General features: G+C 74.5%; 18 protein-coding genes and 2 pseudogenes. 10 read left to right on the top strand and 10 right to left on the bottom strand.

Features of this window, described 5'->3' with window-relative positions:
- Positions 1-10: 10 nt before the first annotated feature.
- From QMF80_RS26585 to QMF80_RS26595, 3 genes are all read right to left on the bottom strand, one after another.
- The gene (locus QMF80_RS26585) at positions 11-625 is read right to left on the bottom strand and encodes a TetR/AcrR family transcriptional regulator (RefSeq protein ID WP_283457657.1); all 615 of its coding nucleotides are present in this window, start codon (positions 623-625) and stop codon (positions 11-13) included.
- 104 nt (positions 626-729) lie between these two features.
- Complete coding sequence (locus QMF80_RS26590) at positions 730-1,518, bottom strand: SDR family oxidoreductase (RefSeq protein ID WP_283457658.1); 789 nt, start codon at positions 1,516-1,518, stop codon at positions 730-732.
- On the bottom strand, positions 1,515-2,663 hold the full coding sequence (locus QMF80_RS26595) for an acyl-CoA dehydrogenase family protein (protein ID WP_283457659.1): 1,149 nt from the start codon (positions 2,661-2,663) through the stop codon (positions 1,515-1,517). Before QMF80_RS26595 ends, QMF80_RS26590 begins: the two co-directional genes overlap by 4 nt.
- A gap of 46 nt (positions 2,664-2,709) precedes the next feature.
- Here QMF80_RS26595 and QMF80_RS26600 point away from each other — a divergent pair, with 46 nt between their 5' ends.
- Genes QMF80_RS26600 through QMF80_RS26610 form a run of 3 tightly spaced genes read left to right on the top strand, consistent with a single transcriptional unit; the run spans position 2,710 to position 5,695 of the window.
- On the top strand, positions 2,710-3,570 hold the full coding sequence (locus QMF80_RS26600) for an enoyl-CoA hydratase (protein ID WP_283457660.1): 861 nt from the start codon (positions 2,710-2,712) through the stop codon (positions 3,568-3,570).
- Positions 3,570-4,715, top strand: coding sequence for an acyl-CoA dehydrogenase family protein (locus tag QMF80_RS26605; RefSeq protein ID WP_283457661.1), 1,146 nt, complete (start codon positions 3,570-3,572; stop codon positions 4,713-4,715). Before QMF80_RS26600 ends, QMF80_RS26605 begins: the two co-directional genes overlap by 1 nt.
- Positions 4,715-5,695 carry an acyl-CoA dehydrogenase family protein gene (locus QMF80_RS26610; protein ID WP_283457662.1) on the top strand — a complete coding sequence of 327 codons (981 nt, stop codon included), beginning with the start codon at positions 4,715-4,717 and terminating at the stop codon, positions 5,693-5,695. Before QMF80_RS26605 ends, QMF80_RS26610 begins: the two co-directional genes overlap by 1 nt.
- A 46-nt stretch (positions 5,696-5,741) precedes the next feature.
- Here QMF80_RS26610 and QMF80_RS26615 read toward each other — a convergent pair whose 3' ends face one another.
- The 4 genes from QMF80_RS26615 to QMF80_RS26630 are packed head-to-tail and all read right to left on the bottom strand — an operon-like array spanning position 5,742 to position 9,333.
- Entirely contained in the window at positions 5,742-6,476 is a 735-nt protein-coding gene (locus QMF80_RS26615; protein WP_283457663.1) for a class I SAM-dependent methyltransferase, read from the bottom strand.
- Positions 6,477-6,505: 29 nt separating this feature from the next.
- Positions 6,506-7,465 carry an alpha/beta hydrolase gene (locus QMF80_RS26620; RefSeq protein WP_283457664.1) on the bottom strand — a complete coding sequence of 320 codons (960 nt, stop codon included), beginning with the start codon at positions 7,463-7,465 and terminating at the stop codon, positions 6,506-6,508.
- On the bottom strand, positions 7,462-8,199 hold the full coding sequence (locus tag QMF80_RS26625; protein ID WP_283457665.1) for an SDR family NAD(P)-dependent oxidoreductase: 738 nt from the start codon (positions 8,197-8,199) through the stop codon (positions 7,462-7,464). The genes QMF80_RS26620 and QMF80_RS26625 overlap by 4 nt, the downstream gene beginning before the upstream one ends.
- Before the next feature lie 3 nt (positions 8,200-8,202).
- Complete coding sequence (locus tag QMF80_RS26630; RefSeq protein ID WP_283457666.1) at positions 8,203-9,333, bottom strand: LLM class flavin-dependent oxidoreductase; 1,131 nt, start codon at positions 9,331-9,333, stop codon at positions 8,203-8,205.
- Between the two features lie 105 nt (positions 9,334-9,438).
- On the opposite strand from QMF80_RS26630, the gene QMF80_RS26635 reads away from it, so the two are divergent.
- A complete protein-coding gene (locus QMF80_RS26635; protein ID WP_283457667.1) occupies positions 9,439-10,065 on the top strand; it encodes a PadR family transcriptional regulator in 627 nt (208 codons plus the stop codon).
- Positions 10,066-10,115: 50 nt separating this feature from the next.
- On the opposite strand, the pseudogene QMF80_RS26640 reads toward QMF80_RS26635, so the two are convergent.
- Positions 10,116-10,400 (bottom strand): annotated as a pseudogene (locus QMF80_RS26640) (flavin reductase family protein); the annotation flags it as partial.
- On the opposite strand from QMF80_RS26640, the gene QMF80_RS26645 reads away from it, so the two are divergent.
- From QMF80_RS26645 to QMF80_RS26660, 4 genes are all read left to right on the top strand, one after another.
- On the top strand, positions 10,309-12,156 hold the full coding sequence (locus tag QMF80_RS26645; RefSeq protein ID WP_283457668.1) for an AMP-binding protein: 1,848 nt from the start codon (positions 10,309-10,311) through the stop codon (positions 12,154-12,156). The pseudogene QMF80_RS26640 and the gene QMF80_RS26645 overlap by 92 nt on opposite strands.
- Positions 12,153-13,271 carry an acyl-CoA dehydrogenase family protein gene (locus tag QMF80_RS26650; RefSeq protein ID WP_283457669.1) on the top strand — a complete coding sequence of 373 codons (1,119 nt, stop codon included), beginning with the start codon at positions 12,153-12,155 and terminating at the stop codon, positions 13,269-13,271. The genes QMF80_RS26645 and QMF80_RS26650 overlap by 4 nt, the downstream gene beginning before the upstream one ends.
- A gap of 15 nt (positions 13,272-13,286) precedes the next feature.
- Entirely contained in the window at positions 13,287-14,015 is a 729-nt protein-coding gene (locus QMF80_RS26655) for a VWA domain-containing protein (protein ID WP_283457670.1), read from the top strand.
- Positions 14,016-14,099: 84 nt separating this feature from the next.
- Positions 14,100-14,603: a pyridoxamine 5'-phosphate oxidase family protein gene (locus QMF80_RS26660; RefSeq protein WP_283457671.1), complete on the top strand. Its 504-nt coding sequence runs from the start codon at positions 14,100-14,102 to the stop codon at positions 14,601-14,603.
- A gap of 27 nt (positions 14,604-14,630) precedes the next feature.
- Here the strand turns inward: QMF80_RS26660 and QMF80_RS38115 are convergent.
- Together QMF80_RS38115 and QMF80_RS26670 are read right to left on the bottom strand one after the other, a co-directional pair.
- Positions 14,631-16,004: pseudogene (locus tag QMF80_RS38115) on the bottom strand (DUF1906 domain-containing protein); the annotation flags it as partial.
- A 59-nt stretch (positions 16,005-16,063) separates the two neighbouring features.
- Complete coding sequence (locus QMF80_RS26670; protein ID WP_283457672.1) at positions 16,064-16,243, bottom strand: hypothetical protein; 180 nt, start codon at positions 16,241-16,243, stop codon at positions 16,064-16,066.
- Positions 16,244-16,292: 49 nt separating this feature from the next.
- Here QMF80_RS26670 and QMF80_RS26675 point away from each other — a divergent pair, with 49 nt between their 5' ends.
- Complete coding sequence (locus tag QMF80_RS26675) at positions 16,293-16,835, top strand: GntR family transcriptional regulator (RefSeq protein ID WP_283457673.1); 543 nt, start codon at positions 16,293-16,295, stop codon at positions 16,833-16,835.
- On the top strand, positions 16,832-17,611 hold the full coding sequence (locus tag QMF80_RS26680; RefSeq protein ID WP_283457674.1) for a GntR family transcriptional regulator: 780 nt from the start codon (positions 16,832-16,834) through the stop codon (positions 17,609-17,611). The genes QMF80_RS26675 and QMF80_RS26680 overlap by 4 nt, the downstream gene beginning before the upstream one ends.
- Positions 17,612-17,703 lie beyond the last annotated feature (92 nt).

The raw sequence follows: 17,703 nt of genomic DNA on the forward strand, positions 1-17,703 counted from the left end.
TGGTGAGAGGTCAGGTGCGGAGCGCGATCCCGTCCAGGACCATCGAGAGGTACTGGCGGGCGATCTCCTCGGGGCTGTGCCTGCCGCCCGGGCGGTACCAGGACGCCGCCACCCACACCGTGTCGCGCACGAAGCGGTAGGTGAGGCGGATGTCCAGGTCGGCCCGGAAGACCTGGGCGGCGACCCCCCGCTCCAGCGTCCCCAGCCACGCCTTCTCGAACTTGACCTGCGAGTCGGAGAGGTAGTGGAAGCGGGGCTGGGCGGAGAGGTGCCGGGACTCCTTCTGGTAGATCGCGACGGCGGAGCGGTGCCGGTCGATCTCCCGGAAGGACTCGGTGACGAGGGCCTCGATGGTCTCCCTGGGGCCGAGCCCGGCGTCGAGCACGGTGTCGTAGCCCTGCCACAGCTCGTTCAGGAAGGTGGAGAGGATCTCGTCGAGCATCGATTCCTTGGAATCGAAGTGGTAGTAGAGGCTGCCGGCGAGCATCCCGGCGGCGTCGGCGATCTTACGGACGGTGGTGGCGTTGTAACCCTGGGCGGCGAAGACCTCGGCGGCGGTGGCGAGGAGCTCCTGCCTGCGTTCCGGCGAGGCCGTCACCGGCTGCTTCTTCTTGTTCGTTGGCACGCGCCCATTGTCGACCAGCCGACTGGGGCGCGTGGGGGGCGGAGCGTCGGGCACCCGGAGGGCGCGCTCTCGTCGCGGACCGGACGGGACTCCTCACACACGGCCTAGGCGTGCTGGCTGCTGACCGCGACGGTTTCGCCCGTCATGTACGACGAGTAGCCGCTGGCCAGGAACACGATGACGTTGGCGACCTCCCAGGGTTCGGCGTAGCGCCCGTAGGCCTCGCGCGCGGTGAGTTCGCCGAGCAGCTCCTCGCTGGTGACCTTCACCAGGTGCGGGTGCATGGCCAGGCTGGGGGCGACCGCGTTGATCCGTACGCCGAAGTCGGCGGCCTCCAAAGCGGCGCAGCGGGTCAGGGCCATCACCCCGGCCTTGGCGGCGGCGTAGTGGGCCTGGCCGCGCTGGGCCCGCCAGCCGACGACGGAGGCGTTGTTGACGACGACCCCGCCGCCGCCCGAGGCCTTGAAGGCGCGCAGCGCGGCCCGGGTGCAGCGGAAGGTGCCGTTCAGGGTGACGTCGAGGACCTTGGACCACTGCGCGTCGCTCATGTCGACGAGGTCGGCGGTGCCGCCGAGGCCCGCATTGTTGACGACGACGTCGAGGCCGCCGTGGGTGCGTCCGGCGAGGTCGAACAGGGCCCGGACCTGTTCCTCGTCGGTGACGTCGCAGGGCAGGGAGGTGACCCGGTCGGCGCCGAACTCGGCGCCGAGGGCTTCCTCGCTCTCCTTGAGGCGGCGGGCGTGCGCGTCGCTGATGACGACGCGGGCGCCCTCCTCCAGGAAGCGGCGGGCGGTGGCCCCGCCGATCCCGGCTCCGGCCGCGGCGGTGATCAGGGCGGTGCGGTCCTTGAGCAGGCCGTGTCCGGGGACGTACCGCGGTGCCGTGGCGTTCATGCCCGGACCTCCTTGGGAAGGCCGAGGATCCGCTCGGCGATGAGGGTGCGCTGGATCTCGTCGGAGCCCGCGTAGATGGTGTCGGCGCGGGAGAAGAGGAAGAGCCGCTGCCAGTCGTCGAGGTCGTACGGGTCCCCGGCGTCCCCGGTCGCGACCAGGGACGCGGCGCCGCGGACGTCCATGGCGAGTTCGCCGAGGTCGCGGTGCCAGCGGGCCCAGGACAGTTTGGCGAGCGAAGGTTCGGCCCCCGGGCGCAGCGCGGCGGCCCGCAGCGCCTCCAGGCCGATCCATGCCCGGACGAGCCGGTCGCGCAGCAGCGGGTCGGCGAGGGCGCCGTTGGCGCGGGCCAGGCCGACGAGGGCGTCGAGTTCGCGGCGGAAGCCGACCTGCTGGCCCAGGGTGGAGACCCCGCGTTCGAAGCCGAGGGTGGCCATGGCGACGGCCCAGCCGCCCCCGGGGGCGCCGACCACGTGGGCCGGGTCCGCGCGGGCCCCGTCGAAGAAGACCTCGTTGAACTCGGAGGTGCCGGTGAGCTGGACGATCGGCCGGACCTCCACGCCGGGCTGGTCCAGGGGGACCAGGAGGTAGGACAGGCCCGCGTGGCGGTGGGAGCCGGGGGTGGTGCGGGCCAGCACGGAGCACCACTGGGCCTCGTGCGCCAGGGAGGTCCAGGTCTTCTGGCCGTCGATGTGCCACGCGCCGTCGCGCAGGGCGGCGCGGGTGCGGACGGCGGCGAGGTCGGAGCCCGCGTCGGGCTCGCTGTAGCCCTGGCACCACAGCTCCGTCACGGCCCGGATGGACGGCAGGAAGCGGCGTTTTTGCTCCTGTGTGCCGTGGGCGATGAGGGTGGGGCCGAGGAGCTGTTCGCCGATGTGGCCGACCCGGGCGGGGGCGTCGGCGAGGGCGTACTCCTCGTGGAAGGCGATCTGCTGCCCGGTGCTCGCGCCGCGGCCGCCGTGCTCGACGGGCCAGCCGACACAGGTCCAGCCGTGGGCCGCCATGTGCTGCTCCCAGGCGAGGCGTCCGGCGAAGGCCTCGTGCTCCCGATCGGGTCCGCCGCGGCCGGTGAGGGCCGCGAACCGGCCGGTGAGGTGGGTCAGTAGCCACTCCCGGACCTCGGTGCGGAACTCCTCGACGCTGCTCATGGCGGTACGTTAACCTACCAAACACTTGTTAGGGAAGGATGTCCGGATGCCCGCCCACCCCACCGCCGACGAGGCCGAGGTGGTGCTCTACGAGCGCCGCGGCCCGCTCGCCCACGTGACGATGAACCGCCCCCGCTACCGCAACGCGCAGAACAGCGCGATGACCTACGCCCTGGACTCCGCCTTCTACCGGGCCGCCGACGACCCCGAGGTCAAGGTGGTCGTCCTGGGCGGCGCGGGCGACCACTTCTCCGCGGGCCACGACATCGGCACCCCCGGCCGGGACGCCCACCTGCCCTTCGAGCGGCGGGCCGGACTCTGGTGGGACCACACCGGGCGCGGCGGCGCCGAAGCCCGCTTCGCCCGCGAGTCCGAGGTGTACCTGGGCATGTGCAGGCGCTGGCGGGAACTGCCGAAGCCGGTGATCGCCTCCGTCCAGGGCGCGTGCGTGGCGGGCGGGCTGATGCTGGCCTGGGTGTGCGACCTGACCGTCGCCAGCGAGGACGCCTTCTTCGCCGATCCGGTCGTCCGGATGGGGATCCCCGGGGTCGAGTACTTCGCCCACCCGTGGGCGATGCCCCCGCGGATCGCCAAGGAGTTCCTCTACACGGGCGACCGGATGCCCGCCGGGCGGGCGTACGAGATCGGCATGGTCAACCGGGTCGTGGAACGGGCGGAACTCGCGGCCGAGACCGCCCGGCTCGCCCTGCGCATCGCCGAGATGCCCGCCTTCGGACTGGCCCTGACCAAGCGGGCCGTCAACCAGGCCGAGGACCTCCAGGGCCTGCACTCCGGCATGGACTCCGTCTTCGGCCTGCACCACCTGGCGCACGCGCACAACGCCGAGAGCGCCGCCGACTCCCTCGGCGGAATGAACATCGCGGCCATGAAGGAGGCGACCGGCTGATGGAACTGACCCACACCGAGGAGGTCACCGCGTTCCGGGCCGAGGCCCGGGCCTGGCTGCGCGCGCACGTGCCCACCGCACCGCTGCCCTCGCTGGAGACGGCGGAGGGCTTCGCCGCGCACCGGGAGTGGGAGGCCCGCCTGGCCGCCGACCGCTGGTCGGTGGTGTCCTGGCCCGAGGAGTACGGCGGCCGGGGCGCGGACATCGTGAGGTGGCTGGTCTTCGAGGAGGAGTACTTCGCCGCCGGGGCGCCCGGCCGGGTCTCGCAGAACGGCATCAACCTGCTCGCCCCCACCCTCTTCGACCACGCGAGCCCCGAGCAGCGGGCCCGGGTGCTGCCGTCGATGGCCGGCGGCGAGGTGATCTGGGCGCAGGCCTGGTCCGAGCCGGAGTCCGGGTCCGACCTGGCCTCGCTGACGTCCCGCGCGGTGCGTACGGAGGGCGGCTGGCTGCTGTCGGGGCAGAAGACCTGGTCCTCGCGGGCGGCCTTCGCGGACCGCGCGTTCGGGATCTTCCGCACCGAGCCGGACACCCCGAAGCCCCACCAGGGGCTGACCTACCTGATGTTCGACCTGCGGGCACCGGGGGTGACCGTACGGCCCATCGGGCGCCTGGACGGCAAGCCCGCCTTCGCGGAGCTGTTCCTGGACGGGGTGTTCGTACCGGACGAGGACGTGATCGGCGAGCCGGGGCAGGGCTGGCGGATCGCGATGTCGACGACGGGCAACGAGCGCGGGCTGACCCTGCGCTCCCCCGGCCGGTTCCTGGCGGCGGCCGACCGGCTGACCGCGCTGTGGCGGGACACGGCGGACCCGGCCGACACGGCGCTGCGCGACCGGGTGGCGGACGCGGTGATCGGGGCGCGTGCCTACGAGCTGTTCACCTGGACGAACGCCTCCCGCTTCGCGGCGGGCGAGACGATCGGGGCGGAGTCCAGCCTGAACAAGGTGTTCTGGAGCGAGTACGACATCGCCCTGCACGAGACCGCGCTGGACCTGCTGGGCGCCGACGCCGAGCTGGCGGACGGGCCGTGGGCGGAGCCGTGGGTCTTCTCCCTGGCCGGGCCGATCTACGCGGGCACCAACGAGATCCAGCGCGACATCATCGCCGAGCGGCTGCTCGGCCTCCCGAAGGGCCGCCGCTGATGCGCTTCCTGCCGACCGACGAGCAGTCGGACTTCGCCCGCACGCTGCGCGCGCTGCTGAGCGCCTCGGACGTTCCGGCCGTCGTACGGTCCTGGTCCGGCGGGGCGTACGGGCCGGGCCGGGCCCTGTGGTCGCGGCTCGCGGACACCGGGCTGTTCGCGCTGGCCGCGCCGCAGGAGTACGAGGGCCTGGGCGCCCTCCCGGTCGAACTGGCGCTGGGTTTCGTCGAGCTGGGGCGGGCGGCGGCGCCGGGGCCGCTGGTGGAGACGGCGGCGGCGGCGGTGCTGCTGGCGGAGCTGGGGGACCGGGCGCTGGCGAAACGCTTCGTGCCGGGGCTGGCCGGGGGCCGGGAGCTGGCCACGCTGACCCTGGCCGGGGTGGGACCGTACGCCCTGGACGCCGAAGCCGCCGACCACGTCTTCACGGTGTCGGCGGCGGCCGAGCTGTGGCTGGCGGACGGGCCCGGGGAGGCGCTGGCCTCGCTGGACCCGGCGCGGCGGCTCTCCCGGGCGGCGCCGGGCGGCGAACTGCTGGCGGCCGGGCCCGCAGTGGCGGCCGCGGCCGGGGCGGCGCTGCGGTGGGCGCGGCTGCTGACGGCGGCGCAGAGCCTGGGGGTGGGCGAGGCGCTGCTGGCGCGGACGGTGCGGTACGCGAAGCAGCGGACCCAGTTCGGGGCGCCGATCGGCTCCTTCCAGGCCGTCAAGCACCGCCTGGCGGACACCCTGATCGGCTTGGAGTTCGCGCGCCCCCTGCTGTGGGCGGCGGCGCTGGACCTGGCGCCGGGGGAGATCGCGGCGGCGAAGGTGTCGGCGGGCGAGGCGGCGTACCGGGCCGCGATGAGCGCGCTCCAGCTGCACGGGGCGGTGGGCTACACGGAGGAACTGGACCTCTCCCTCTGGCTCCGCAAGGCCCGCCCCCTGCGCGACGCCTGGGGCACCCCCGCCGAGTGCCGAGCGGAGGTCCTCCGCCCGACCCCGTGAAACACCGCCCCGGCCCCCCGGCCGGCGGGCCGCCATGATCCGCCGCTCAGAGGCGGGCGACGCACAGCGTGACGACGTACTCCTCCAGCACCTCGCCGCCGGGGAACAGGGAGAGCAGCGCCGCACGTTCCGCGGCGAAGAACTCCTCGGCGCCGGGCCCCAGGACCAGGAAGGCGGAGTGGCTGGCCAGGTTCGCGAGGTGGGCGTCGACCGGGATCCGCCGGACCCAACGGACCTCGCGGGTACGGAAGTCGAGCCCTTCGGGCAGGCCGCGCGGCGCGGTGCCGGGCTTGGCGTCGAAGAGGTCGGCGATCCGCCGGTCCTGGTCGCCGATCCAGGGAACGGCGCAGTCCGCGTCGTTCCACCACAGGGCGAGCGCCCCGCCGGGCCGCAGTACGCGGCGCGCCTCGGGGACGGAGCGCGCCGGGTCGGTCCAGTGCCAGGCCTGGGCGTAGGTGAGCAGGTCGAAGGCCCCGGTGGCCAGCGGCAGCCGGTCCCCGTCGCCCCGGACCAGCGGGATCCCGGGGTGCGCGCGCCGGAGTTCGGCGGCCATGCCGTCACCGGGCTCGACGGCGACGACCCGGGCGCCGCGCGCGTGCAGCAGGGCGGTGGCGATACCGGTGCCCGCGCCGACGTCCCCGACCCGCGCCCCGTCGAGCGAGCGCCCGGCGAGCTCCTCGACGGCGTCGAACAACTCCCCCGGGTAGCTGGGCCGGTTGGCCGCGTACAGGGCGGCGGCGGCGTCGAAGGAACGGGCATGCGTGCTACGGAGTGACGTCATCCCTCCATGATGCGCGGCGCCCTACCAGGTCATCCGGGCCGGAGCCGGCGCGCGGCCCGCGGCGCCGTGCGGGCCAGCCATCGCGCCGCGCCCGCGAGGGCCGCCTCCGCGGCTGGGAGGGGGGTGCCGAGGAAGCCGTGGAAGACGCCGGGGAAGAGGCGGACCTCGCAGTCCACGCCCGCCGCCGCCAGGCGCCGCGCGTAGGCGAGGCCCTCGTCGCGCAGCACGTCGCAGTCCGCGAGCAGCACCAGCGCGGGCGGCAGCCCGGTCAGGTCCGGGGCGGCCAGCGGCGAGACCAGCGGGTGCCCGGGGTCGGTGTCCGGGGGCAGGTACTGCTCCCAGTACCAGCTCATGTGGGCGGCCGTGTGGAAGTGGTCCCGGGCGTACGTCGCCACGGACGCGGAGCCCATCGTGGCGTCCAGCGGCGGGTACAGGAGCAGCTGGCCCGCGACCAGCCCGGGCGCCCGCAGCGCCGTCACGGCGGCGAGATTGGCCCCGCTGGAGTCACCGGCGACCACCACCCGGGCGGGGTCGCAGCCCAGGCCGAGCGCCCGCGCGCGGGCCCAGCGCAGTACGGTCAGGGCGTCGTCGGGCGCCGCGGGCCAGGGGTGCTCGGGGGCCAGCCGGTAGTCCGCGGAGACCACCACCGCCCCCGAGCGCGCGGCCAGCGTCCGGCACGGCGCGTCATGGGCGTCCGGGCCGCACATCACCCAGCCCCCGCCGTGCAGGTAGACCACCAGGGGGCGGCCGGTGGCGCCGGGCGCCGGGTCGTAGACCCGCACCGGGACCCCGTCGGCCACCGTGTCGTGGACGGCGGCCACCTCCGGCCCGGGCGGCGCGCCGGTCCGGCCCGCGGCGACCGCTGCCCGCAGGGCCCCGGTGTCCCCCGGCGGCGGGAAGTGCGCCGACATCGCCGCGCACACCTCCCGGGCCCGGGGGGACAGCGGATCGGGACCGGGCGCGCCCGGCGCGGCGGCGCGGCCGCTCATCGCGTGGTCATCCCGCCGTCGACGGTGAACTCCGCGCCCGTGATGTAGGAGGCGGCGTCCGAGCACAGGAACCGCACCAGCTCGCCGACCTCCTCCGGGCGGCCGATCCGCCCGAGCGGTACGTGCGACCAGCCCCGGCCCTCGACCGCCCGGGCCAGCATCGGGGTGTCGATCGCCCCGGGGTGGACGGAGTTGACCCGGATCCCGTCCCCGGCGAGGTCCAGGGCCGCCGAGCGGGTCAGCCCGCGCAGGGCGAACTTGGTGGAGCCGTAGGCCGCGTGGCCGGGTATCCCGACCAGCCCGGCGGTGGAGGAGATGTTCACGACGGCTCCGCCCCCGGCCGCGCGCAGCAGCGGGGCCACCGCCTGGATGCCGAGGAAGGGGCCGATCAGGTTGACCCGGAGCAGGGCTTCGAAGTCCTCGGCGCTCTGCCGTTCCACATGGGCCGTGCGCCACAGGGCCGCGTTGTTGACCAGCGCGGACACCGTTCCGTACGCGGCGACGGCGGCGCGGGTCACCCCGGCCCAGCTTTCCGCGTCGGTGACGTCGTGGCGTACGTACAGCCCCTGGCCGCCCAGGGCCGCGGCGACCTCGCGGCCCTCCTCCTCGCGGATGTCGGTGACGACGACCCGCGCGCCCGCCTCCGCGCACAGCCGGGCCTCGGCGGCGCCCTGGCCGCGCCCGGCGCCGGTGATGACGACCACCTTCCCGTCCAGCGAGATCCGGGCCCCCATGAGTCAGCCCTCCAGCGCGCGGAAGTGCGGGATGACCTTCTCGCCCCACTGGCGGATGGTCTCCATACAGGCGTCCTGCGGGACCGTACCCATCTGGATCAGGCACATCACCTCGTCGACGCCGATCTCCCGCAACCGCTCCACGTAGGCGATGGCGGTCTCGGCGCTGCCGTAGGCGTGGTCGGCGTTGTAGGTGCCGGTGTCGACGGGCCGGGCCGGGATGTTCGCCTCGTGGAGGCGGGCGACGAGCTCCTCGCGGCCCCGGTCCAGGGCGGCGACGTGGTCCTCGGCGCTCTCCTCGTCGGTGTACCCGGTGGGCGCGGGCGCGTTGCCGTACCAGTGGGCGATGGACTCGGCGAAGAACCGCTGGCCCCGGGTGCCCAGGCGCAGGGCGCGCTCGGCGTCGTCGAGGACGATGGTGGGGCACAGGGCGGAGAAGTGGTCGTTGACCCGGTCGGAGACGAAGCGTCCGCCGTCGCGGCCGGCGATGGCCTCGTCGTAGACCTTGCGCATCGCGCGGACGTCGTCGGCGCCCGCGAAGCCCATCACCAGGGCGCCGATGCCGAGTTCGGCGGCGCGGGCCAGGCTGTCGTGCTTGGAGCAGGCCATGAAGAGCGGCGGGTGCGGGTCCTGGACCGGGCGGGGCAGGACCGCGCCGGGCCCGATGTCGATCGAGCCGTGCCACTCGAAGGTCTCCTCCTTCCAGGCGGAGGCGAAGATCCGCAGGGCCTCCTCCATCTGCGGGTGGGTGTCCTCGGGCCGCACCCCGTACATGGACATCTCCTGGCGGGTGGCGCCGCGCCCGGCACCGATGTCGACGCGGCCGCCGGAGAGTACGTCGAGCATCGCGGCGCGTTCGGCGACGCGCACCGGGTGCTGGTAGCCGAAGGGCATGGTGACCACGCCGTGGCCGATGCGGATCCGCTCGGTCCGGGCGGCGACCCAGGTCAGGAAGATCTCGGAGGCGCTCATGTGGGCGTACTGGGTGAGGGAGTGGTGCTCGACGGCCCAGATCCGGTCGAAGCCCATCTCCTCGGCGTGGACGGCCTGTTCGACGCAGTCGTGGATGACCTGGCGTTCGCGTGCGGGGGTGGGGTCGACGAGCTGCGCCTCGAAGATCATCGAGAACTTCACGGTGGGGTCCCTCCGTCCGGATCGATATTCCTAATAGGCATACTTCTAGCAGGCATACCCAGCAGGGGGAAGGGGGCGGCCGGGGCCGGTCGTAGACTGCGCTCCGTGGCAGACGAGACGAACAGGCGCGCGCTTCCGGCAACCAGCTGGGCGGTGCTCGGGCTGCTCTCCTTCGGGGAGGAGCTGTCCGGATACGACCTGAAGAAGTGGTCGGACTGGTCGCTGAAGTTCTTCTACTGGAGCCCCTCCTTCAGCCAGATCTACAGCGAGCTGAAGCGGCTGGAGAAGGCCGGCTACGCCTCCTCGCGCCTGGTCGCCCAGGAGACCGGGACCCGCGACAAGCGGGTCTACCGGATCACCGGCGAGGGCATGGAGGCCGTGCGCGAGTGGGCCCGCACGGCCCCGGTCGACCCGCCCGTCCTCAAGCACGGGCCCATGCTGCGGCTGTGGCTGGGGCACCTGCTGGAGCCCGAGCAGATGCGTGACGTACTCGCGCGCCACCAGGAGTTCGCCGAGTCCATGCGCCGCCGGGCGGTCGCCGACGCCGAGGGCGCCCGGGACGAGGCGGCCTGGGCCTACCCGGCACTGACCCTCAAGTGGGCCGAGCGGTACTACGCCTCCGAGCGCGACCTGGCCGCCGCCATGCTCGACGACATCGAGGAACTGGAGGCGGCGCGGGCCCGCGCGGGTTCGGCCGGTTCGCCCGGGGGAACTCCCGGCAACACCCCGTAGGCGCGCCGGAAGTAGAGCAGCGGGGCCGCCCATCGGTGCGCGGCCAGCGCGGTGACCCGGCCGAGCACGATCGCGTGGTCACCCCCGTCCAGTACGCCCTCCAGTGCGCACTCGACGCTCGCGAGGACCCCGTCGAGCAGGGGCGCGCCGTTCCCGCCCGGCCGCCAGGGCACGTCCGCGAACTTGTCACCGCCGGTCACCGCGAACCGGCGGCACAGGTCCCGCTGGTCCGCCGCGAGGACGTTGACGGCGAACTGGCCGACCGCGCGGATCCGGGGCCAGCTGGACGACGTACGCGCCGGACAGAAGCAGATCAGCGGCGGGTCCAGGGACACGGAGCCGCCATCACAAGCGCCTCCCGCCACCCTGGCCCAGCTGCCCGAGTGGGCGGCGGCCGTCCACGGCGAGCGCGAGGCGCTCGCCGACGGGGAGGTCCGCTGGACCTTCACCGAGCTGGCGGCCGAGATCGCCTCGGCCGCCCGCGCCGCCGTCGCGCACGGCATCCGGCCCGGCGACCGGGTCGCCGTCTGGGCACCCAACAGCCGCCGGTGGATCACCGCCGCCCTCGGCGCGGCCGGGGTGGGCGCGGTCCTCGTCCCGGTCAACACCCGCTACAAACCCGCCGAGGCGGCCGACGTCATCCGGCGCAGCGGCGCCCGCGTCCTGTTCACCGAACGCGGCTTCCTCGGCACCGACTACGTCGCCGCCCTGCACGGATCCGGCGAGGACCTCGGCGCGCTCGCCTCGACGGTGGTCCTGCGCGGCGGTGACGCCACGACGGCGGACGGGCGGCCGGTGCACGGGCGGCCGGTGCACGAGCAGCCGGTGCACGAGCAGCCGGTGCACGAGCAGCCGGTGCACGACTGGGCGGCGTACCTGCGCGCCGGGGACACGGTGCCGGAGGTGGAACGGCTGGCCCGGCTGGCCGCCGTACGCCCCGGGGACCTCAGCGACATCCTCTACACCTCGGGCACCACCGGCCGCTCCAAGGGTGTGATGACCACCCACGGCCAGAGCGTGCGCCTCTACGATTCCTGGTCCCGGCTGGTCACCCTGCGCCCCGGGGACCGCTACCTGCTGGTCAACCCCTTCTTCCACACCTTCGGCTACAAGGCGGGCGTGCTCGCCTGCCTGCTGCGCGGGGTCACCATGCTCCCCGAGGCGGTCTACGACACCGACCGCGTCCTGCGCCGGATGGCCGACGAGCGGGTCAGCTGCCTGATGGGCCCGCCGACCGTCTTCCACGGGCTGATCGCACACCCCGACCGGGCGGCGTACGACCTGTCCGCGCTGCGCCTGGCCGGTACCGGGGCGGCCGCCGTGCCCACCTCGCTGGTCGAGCGGATCCGGACGGAACTGGGGGCTCCGGACGTGTTCACGGCGTACGGGCTCACCGAGTCCGGTGGCGTCGTCTCCGTCTGCCCGACGGACGCGGACGCCTGGACCCTCGCCCACACGGTCGGGCCGCCGCTGCCGGACACGGAGGTACGGATCACCGATCCGCTGGGGCGGGTGCTGCCCTCCGGGGAAGCGGGCGAGGTACAGGTGCGCGGCTACCACGTGAGCACCGGCTACCTCGACGATCCGGCCGCGACGGCCGAGGCGGTGTCGGCGGACGGCTGGCTGCGCACCGGGGACATCGGGGTGCTGGACGCGCGGGGCTACCTGGCGATCACCGACCGGCTCAAGGACATGTACGTGGTCGGCGGGTTCAACGCCTACCCGGCGGAGGTGGAACAGGTGCTGCTGACCCACCCCGCGATCACGGACGCGGCGGTGGTGGGCGCCCCCGACGAACGGCTCGGGGAGGTCTGCGTGGCGTTCGTCGTCACCACCGCGCCGGTCACGGCGGCGGAACTGACCGCCTGGGCCCGGGAACGGCTGGCCAACTTCAAGGTGCCCCGGCGGTTCACGACGGTGGCGGAGCTGCCGCGCAACGCGGGCGGCAAACTGCGCAAAGCCCCGCTGCGGCGCGCCGCGCGCGGGGAGCCGGCCGCGACCACCGGAGACGGGCACGCCCTGGGCGGGCACGCCTCGGACCGGCGGGCCTCGGGTGAGCACGCCTCGGGCGGACGGGAGGAGCGGGCGTGAGGGCGCTGGAGTGGACCCGGGAGCAGCGCGAACTGGGCGCGGCCGTACGGTCGGTGCTCGCCCGGCACCGGGGCACGCGGGCCTGGGCTCCGCTGGCCGGGCAGGTGGGCGTGGCGGCGCTGGCGGTCCCGGAGGAGTACGGCGGGCTGGGCTGCGGCGCGGTCGAGCTGGGTGTGGTGGCGGCCGAGCTGGGGCGCGTACTGAGCCCCGTACCGTTCCTCGGCTCGGCGGTGCTGACCGTGGGAGCGCTGCTGGCGGCCGGGGACCCGAAGGCGTGCGCGCGGCTGCTGCCCGGGCTGGCGGAGGGGTCGGCGGTCGGGGCGCTGGCCTGGGCGGAGGGCGGGAGCTGGGAGCCGTCGGCGCTGGCCGCGCGGGCGCGGCGGGACCCGGCTGGGGGCTGGCTGCTGAACGGAGCCAAGGAGTACGTCCTGGCGGGGCTCGGCGGCGAACTCCCCTCGGTCGTGCTCGTCTTCGCCCGCGCCGCCGGATCCGGGCGGCGCGGCGCGGGCGGGGTGCTCCCCCTGTCCCTGTTCCGGCTCACCGCGCCGCCCGCCGCCTGGCGGGTCCGGTCGACCATGGACCTGACCCGGCCGCTCGCGGAGCTCGCCCTGGACCGGACCCCGGCCGAGCTGGTGGGCGTCGAGGGCGACGGGGAGCGGATCCTGGCCCGGGTCCGCGACCTGGGCGTCACCGCGCTGGCCGCCGAGCAGGCCGGGGCGGCGGCGCGGGCCCTGCAGGTGACGGTCGCGCACGCGAAGCAGCGGTTCCAGTTCGGCCGCCCGATCGGCTCGTTCCAGGCGGTCAAGCACCGGCTGGCCGATCTGTACGCCGCCGTGGAGAACGGCCGTACGCTCGCCCTCGCGGCGGCGGACGCGCACGCGACGGACGGCGGCGGCGCGCCGGGGCTGGCGGCGGCGGCCGGTTCGGCGTGCGGGGAGGCGTACTCCCTGGTGGCCGGGGAGATGATCCAGCTGCACGGCGGGACCGGGATCACCTGGGAGCACGAGTCGCACCTGCACTTCAAGCGCGCCCACGGCGCGGCGAGGCTGTTCGGCGGCCCGGCCGCGCACCGGGAACGGCTGGCCGCACGGCTAGGTCTGGCGGGGGCCCGCTGACGTACCCTCGGGCCCATGACCGGCAGCGCGACCAGCCTCCGCACGATGGAAGAAACCGCTCCGGCGCTCGTGAGCCTGTACAAGAGCGCCGGGGTCTCGTTGCGCAAGCACGGCCTGGAGGGCCGGCGCGCCGCCGTCTACCTGGTGCTGGACCACTCGGGCTCGATGCGCCCGTACTACAAGGACGGCACCGTACAGGCCTTCGCGGACCGGGTGCTCGGGCTCTCGGCCCATCTGGACGACGACGGCCGGATCCCGGTGGTCCTCTTCTCCACCGACGTGGACGCCGTCGCGGAGATCTCGCTGAGCCGTCACGCGGGCGAGGTGGAGCGGATCGTCGCGCGGCTGGGGCACATGGGCAAGACGTCCTACCACGCGGCGATGGACGCGGTCATCGACCACTACCTCGACAGCGGGTCGACGGCGCCCGCGCTCGTCGTCTTCCAGACCGACGGCGGCCCGGTGAACAAGCTCGCGGCGGAGCGGTACCTGTGCAAGGCGGCCGGGATGCCGCTCTTCTGGCAGTTCGTCGGCTTCGGGAACACCCGCAGCACGCAGTTCGACTTCCTGCGCAGGCTGGACGAACTGCCGGTACCGGCGGCGCGGGTGGTCGACAACGCGGGGTACTTCCACGCCGGGGAGGATCCTCGGGCGGTGGCGGACGGGGAGCTGTACGACCGGCTGGTGGCGGAGTTCCCGTCCTGGCTGGCGGCGGCGCGCGCGGCGGGCATCGTGCGCGACTGAGGGCGGACGCGCGGGCGGGCATCGCGGGCGGGCATCGTGCGCGCCTGAGGGGCCGGGGCCGGGGGCAGGCGGTTTCATGGGGGCATGACGACGAACCACTGGGAGCACTTCGCCCACGCCGCGCCGGAGTTCGCCGAGGCGGTCCGGGCCCGCTTCGGTCAGTACCCGCACCACGTCCTCGCGACCCTCCGCAAGGACGGTTCACCCCGGCTGACCGGACTGAACCTCACCTTCCGGGGCGGCGAGCTGTGGCTCGGGATGATGCCGGGCTCCCGCAAGGCCCTGGACCTGCGGCGCGATCCGCGGTTCGCGCTGTACGGCAATCCGGGGCCGGACGACACGATGCCCGACGGGGACGTACGGATCTCCGGGCGGGCCGTGGAGATCGTGGACCCGCCCGAGCTGCACCGCTTCGCCGAGGAGTCAGGGGAGACGCCGCGGCCCTTCCACCTGTTCCGGGCGGAGCTGACCGAGGTGGTGGGCGTCGCCGTCGACGGGGACGACCTGGTGGTGCGCGCCTGGACCCCGGACGGTGGGCTGCGCACGCTCCGCCGCGGGAACGACGACGAGCCCGTCCGCGAGGAGTGAGGCGGGGTCGACGTCGACCCAGTTGCGGTCGATGTTGATCGTGACCTCGTCGTGGGTCTCGTCGTGGTCGCCCTGGTACTGGTGGGCGCGGCGCCGCCCGGTCCAGCGGTCGGTGCCGGAGGGCAGGCCCATGTCGGAGTCGGTGGCCCCGGCGTGGCCGTTCCAGGCCGCCGCCCAGACGACGTCGGGCACCGCGCGGCCGGTACGGCCGTACTCGGCGCTCAGGGCCTTCATGCCCGACCCGGCGGCGAGGTAGGCGGCGGCGCGGTAGCCCAGCGCGTGCAGCCGCTCGGTCCAGGCGCGGACGTGGGCGACGACCGGCGCGTCCCAGGTGTCGCGGTCGGTGTAGTTCTCCAGGTCGTTGTAGAGGACGGTGCCCGGCCCCAGCCCCAGGGACCGGGCGGCGGCGACCGCTCCCTCGGCGGCCGTACGACCCTGGGCGGCGGCCGTCACCGGGTCGGCGGACAGCCCGGTGCCGGAGCTGGGCCAGGGCTGGCGCCCCACCCAGATCGGCATCAGGTGCCAGCCCGCGGCGGACTGCCGCCGGATCCAGTCGGCGGTGAGCTGGGGCTGGGCGCAGGCCCGGGAGCCGCCGCCGATGTAGATGCCGACGGCGCCGAACGGGGAGTCGGACCACCAGCCGTCCATGGTGGCCTGGCCGGGCGCGGTGCAGGCGTCGAACCCGGGGCCGGTGTAACGGCCGGGAACGACCCGGGTCCGGGTGGTGGGGGCGGAGGGCGCGGCGGGTCCGGGGTGTCCAGCGGGTCCGGCGGGTCCGGCCGGTCCGGCCGGTCCGGGATGTCCGGCCGGGGGCACCACCGGGCGGGTGGCGGGGGCGCCGACCCGGCGGGCACCCCGGATCACCGCGCGGACGGTGGCCGAGGTCTCCGCGTACGAGACGGTGGCCATCACCCCGGCCTGGGCGAGGGCGTAGCGCACCTCGTTGCTGGGCGCCCCCGGGTCGTTGACGGGCAGGGCGGTGCCCACCGGTACCCCGATGGTGGGGATGTCGGCGCGCGGCGGGGCCCCCTGGACCGGCTCCAGGTGCAGGGTGTCGGCGCGGGGCGCGGCCGCCCGGCCCGCGCAGTCGCCCTGCCGGCCCGCGTGGCCGACGTACAGCGTGGGCACGTCCAGGCGCAGACAGGCCTCAGGATCGCGGTCGAGGTCGACGATCCGCCAGCTCGCGGGGATGGTGAAGCGCAGGCCCCGGTAGTCGAAGGCGCGCCCGGCATCGGCGGCGGCGGGCGCCGGGACGGTGAACGCGGTGAGGGCGGTCAGCGCGAGCGCGGCGCCGCAGGCGGAGGCCAGGAGACGGCGCGCGGCGGTACGCGCGGGCACGGAGCGGGAGGGCGGGGGCACGGGCACGGGCACGGGCACGGCAGTGGGCATGACACGCGACATGACGCTGTGTATACAGGTGCCGCGGCCTCCCGGAGCCCCGGCGAGGCCGCGGCGGGCGGCTAACTACCCGCCTGGTCCTGGAACGCGGGCAGGTCGAAGATCCGCTGCTTGGCCGAGTCGTCCATCAGCTCCACCAGGGGCAGGAACTCCCCCCACAACCCGCGCTCGTGCGTGGCACGGACCAGCGACCCCAGGTCCTCGCTTCCCAGCCGGGCCGTCAGCACGCGCACCCGTCGCATACCGTGGGACCCGCAATGCCGAACAGGGGACAGGGGCCCGGAGGGCAGCATGAGCGAAGGCCAGTGGACCAGTAAGTCAATGCCGTACTTGACCCCTCGCGCCGAGGGTGAGCCGGACGCGTGGACCGCCGAGGCGGCGGCCCGGGGCCACTGGGGCGGGCAGCGGATCCTGTACGCCGGGGAGCAACCCGCCTCAGAGGACATCGCGCGAATGCTCCGCGTCCCCGCGGGAGAGGCCGTCGTACGGCGACGGCGGATCGTCGAACTGGACGGGTTTCCTTGCGAGTTGACGGACACCTACTACCCCGCGGCGTTCGCGGTCGGCACCCCGCTCGCGGCCACGGCGAAGATCCGTGGCGGAGCGGTCACTCTGCTCGCCGAGCTGGGGCACGTGGGTGTACGTGCCGTGGAAGAGGTCACGGCGCGGCTGGCAAGCGACGAGGAATGCGGGCACCTGCACATCGAACCCGGTGAGCCGGTTCTGCTCCTGTCCCGGGTCACCCTGGACGCGGCCGACCGGCCCATCCAGGGTGATGTGATGGTCATGCCGGCCCATCGCGGGCAGTTGCGCTACGAGACCAGGATCGGATGACGTTGCCCAGCCCCGAGGAACCGCCCTTCGACCCACGCCCGCTGCACGTCCGCATCGCCGCCGACCTCCGCGACGAGGTCATGAACGGCGAGCTGGCTCCAGGTGCCAGGCTGCCCTCCACCATCCTGCTGAAGGCGCGGTTCGACGCATCGAGCGCAACCATCCAGAAGGCGTTGGGACTGCTCAAGGACGAGGGGCTCGTCGTAGGGCGCGCCGGTTCGGCAGTGACCGTACGGGAGCACCGGCAGCGGACGATCCGCCCTGCGGCCTCCCTCGCCCTCGCGGCGGCGGACGAGCCCTACCCATGGCTCGCCGACGCCGCCGGACCCGGGGCCCACGCGGTCAGCACGTTCGTGGAGGTACGCGAGGTGGCACCACCCGCCGATGTCGCCACCGCCCTCGGGCTCCAAGAGGGTGATCTCGCAGTGCTGCGTCAGCAGGTGATGCGGATCGACGGCGAACCGGCCGAACTGGTCCGCTCCTACTACCCGTCTGAAATCGCCCGCGGCACCGCGCTCGCCGAGGCACGCAAGATCAAGGGCGGTACGCCCGCCCTCCTGGCCGGACTCGGCTTCCCGCCCCGGCTGGGCGTCGACCGGGTCTCGGCCCGCGTCCCGACACAGGAGGAATACCGCGCGCTGGGTCTGCCCGGCGACCTGCCGGTGCTGCGGACCTTGCGGACGGTGTTCAGCGACGACCGTCGCCCGGTCGAGGTGACCGTCATGGTCAAGTCGGGGCACCTCTACGAGCTGCGCTACGAGTTCCCGCCGAGCTGAGGCCCCCGCCCGCTCCCCACACGCCACAGCACCCGCCTCCCTGGTCGGGGACTGGCGGGTGCCGTGTCAGAGTTCCGTACGCCGTTGTACGG

Source organism: Streptomyces sp. G-G2, assembly GCF_030063135.1.
Lineage (GTDB): Bacteria > Actinomycetota > Actinomycetes > Streptomycetales > Streptomycetaceae > Streptomyces.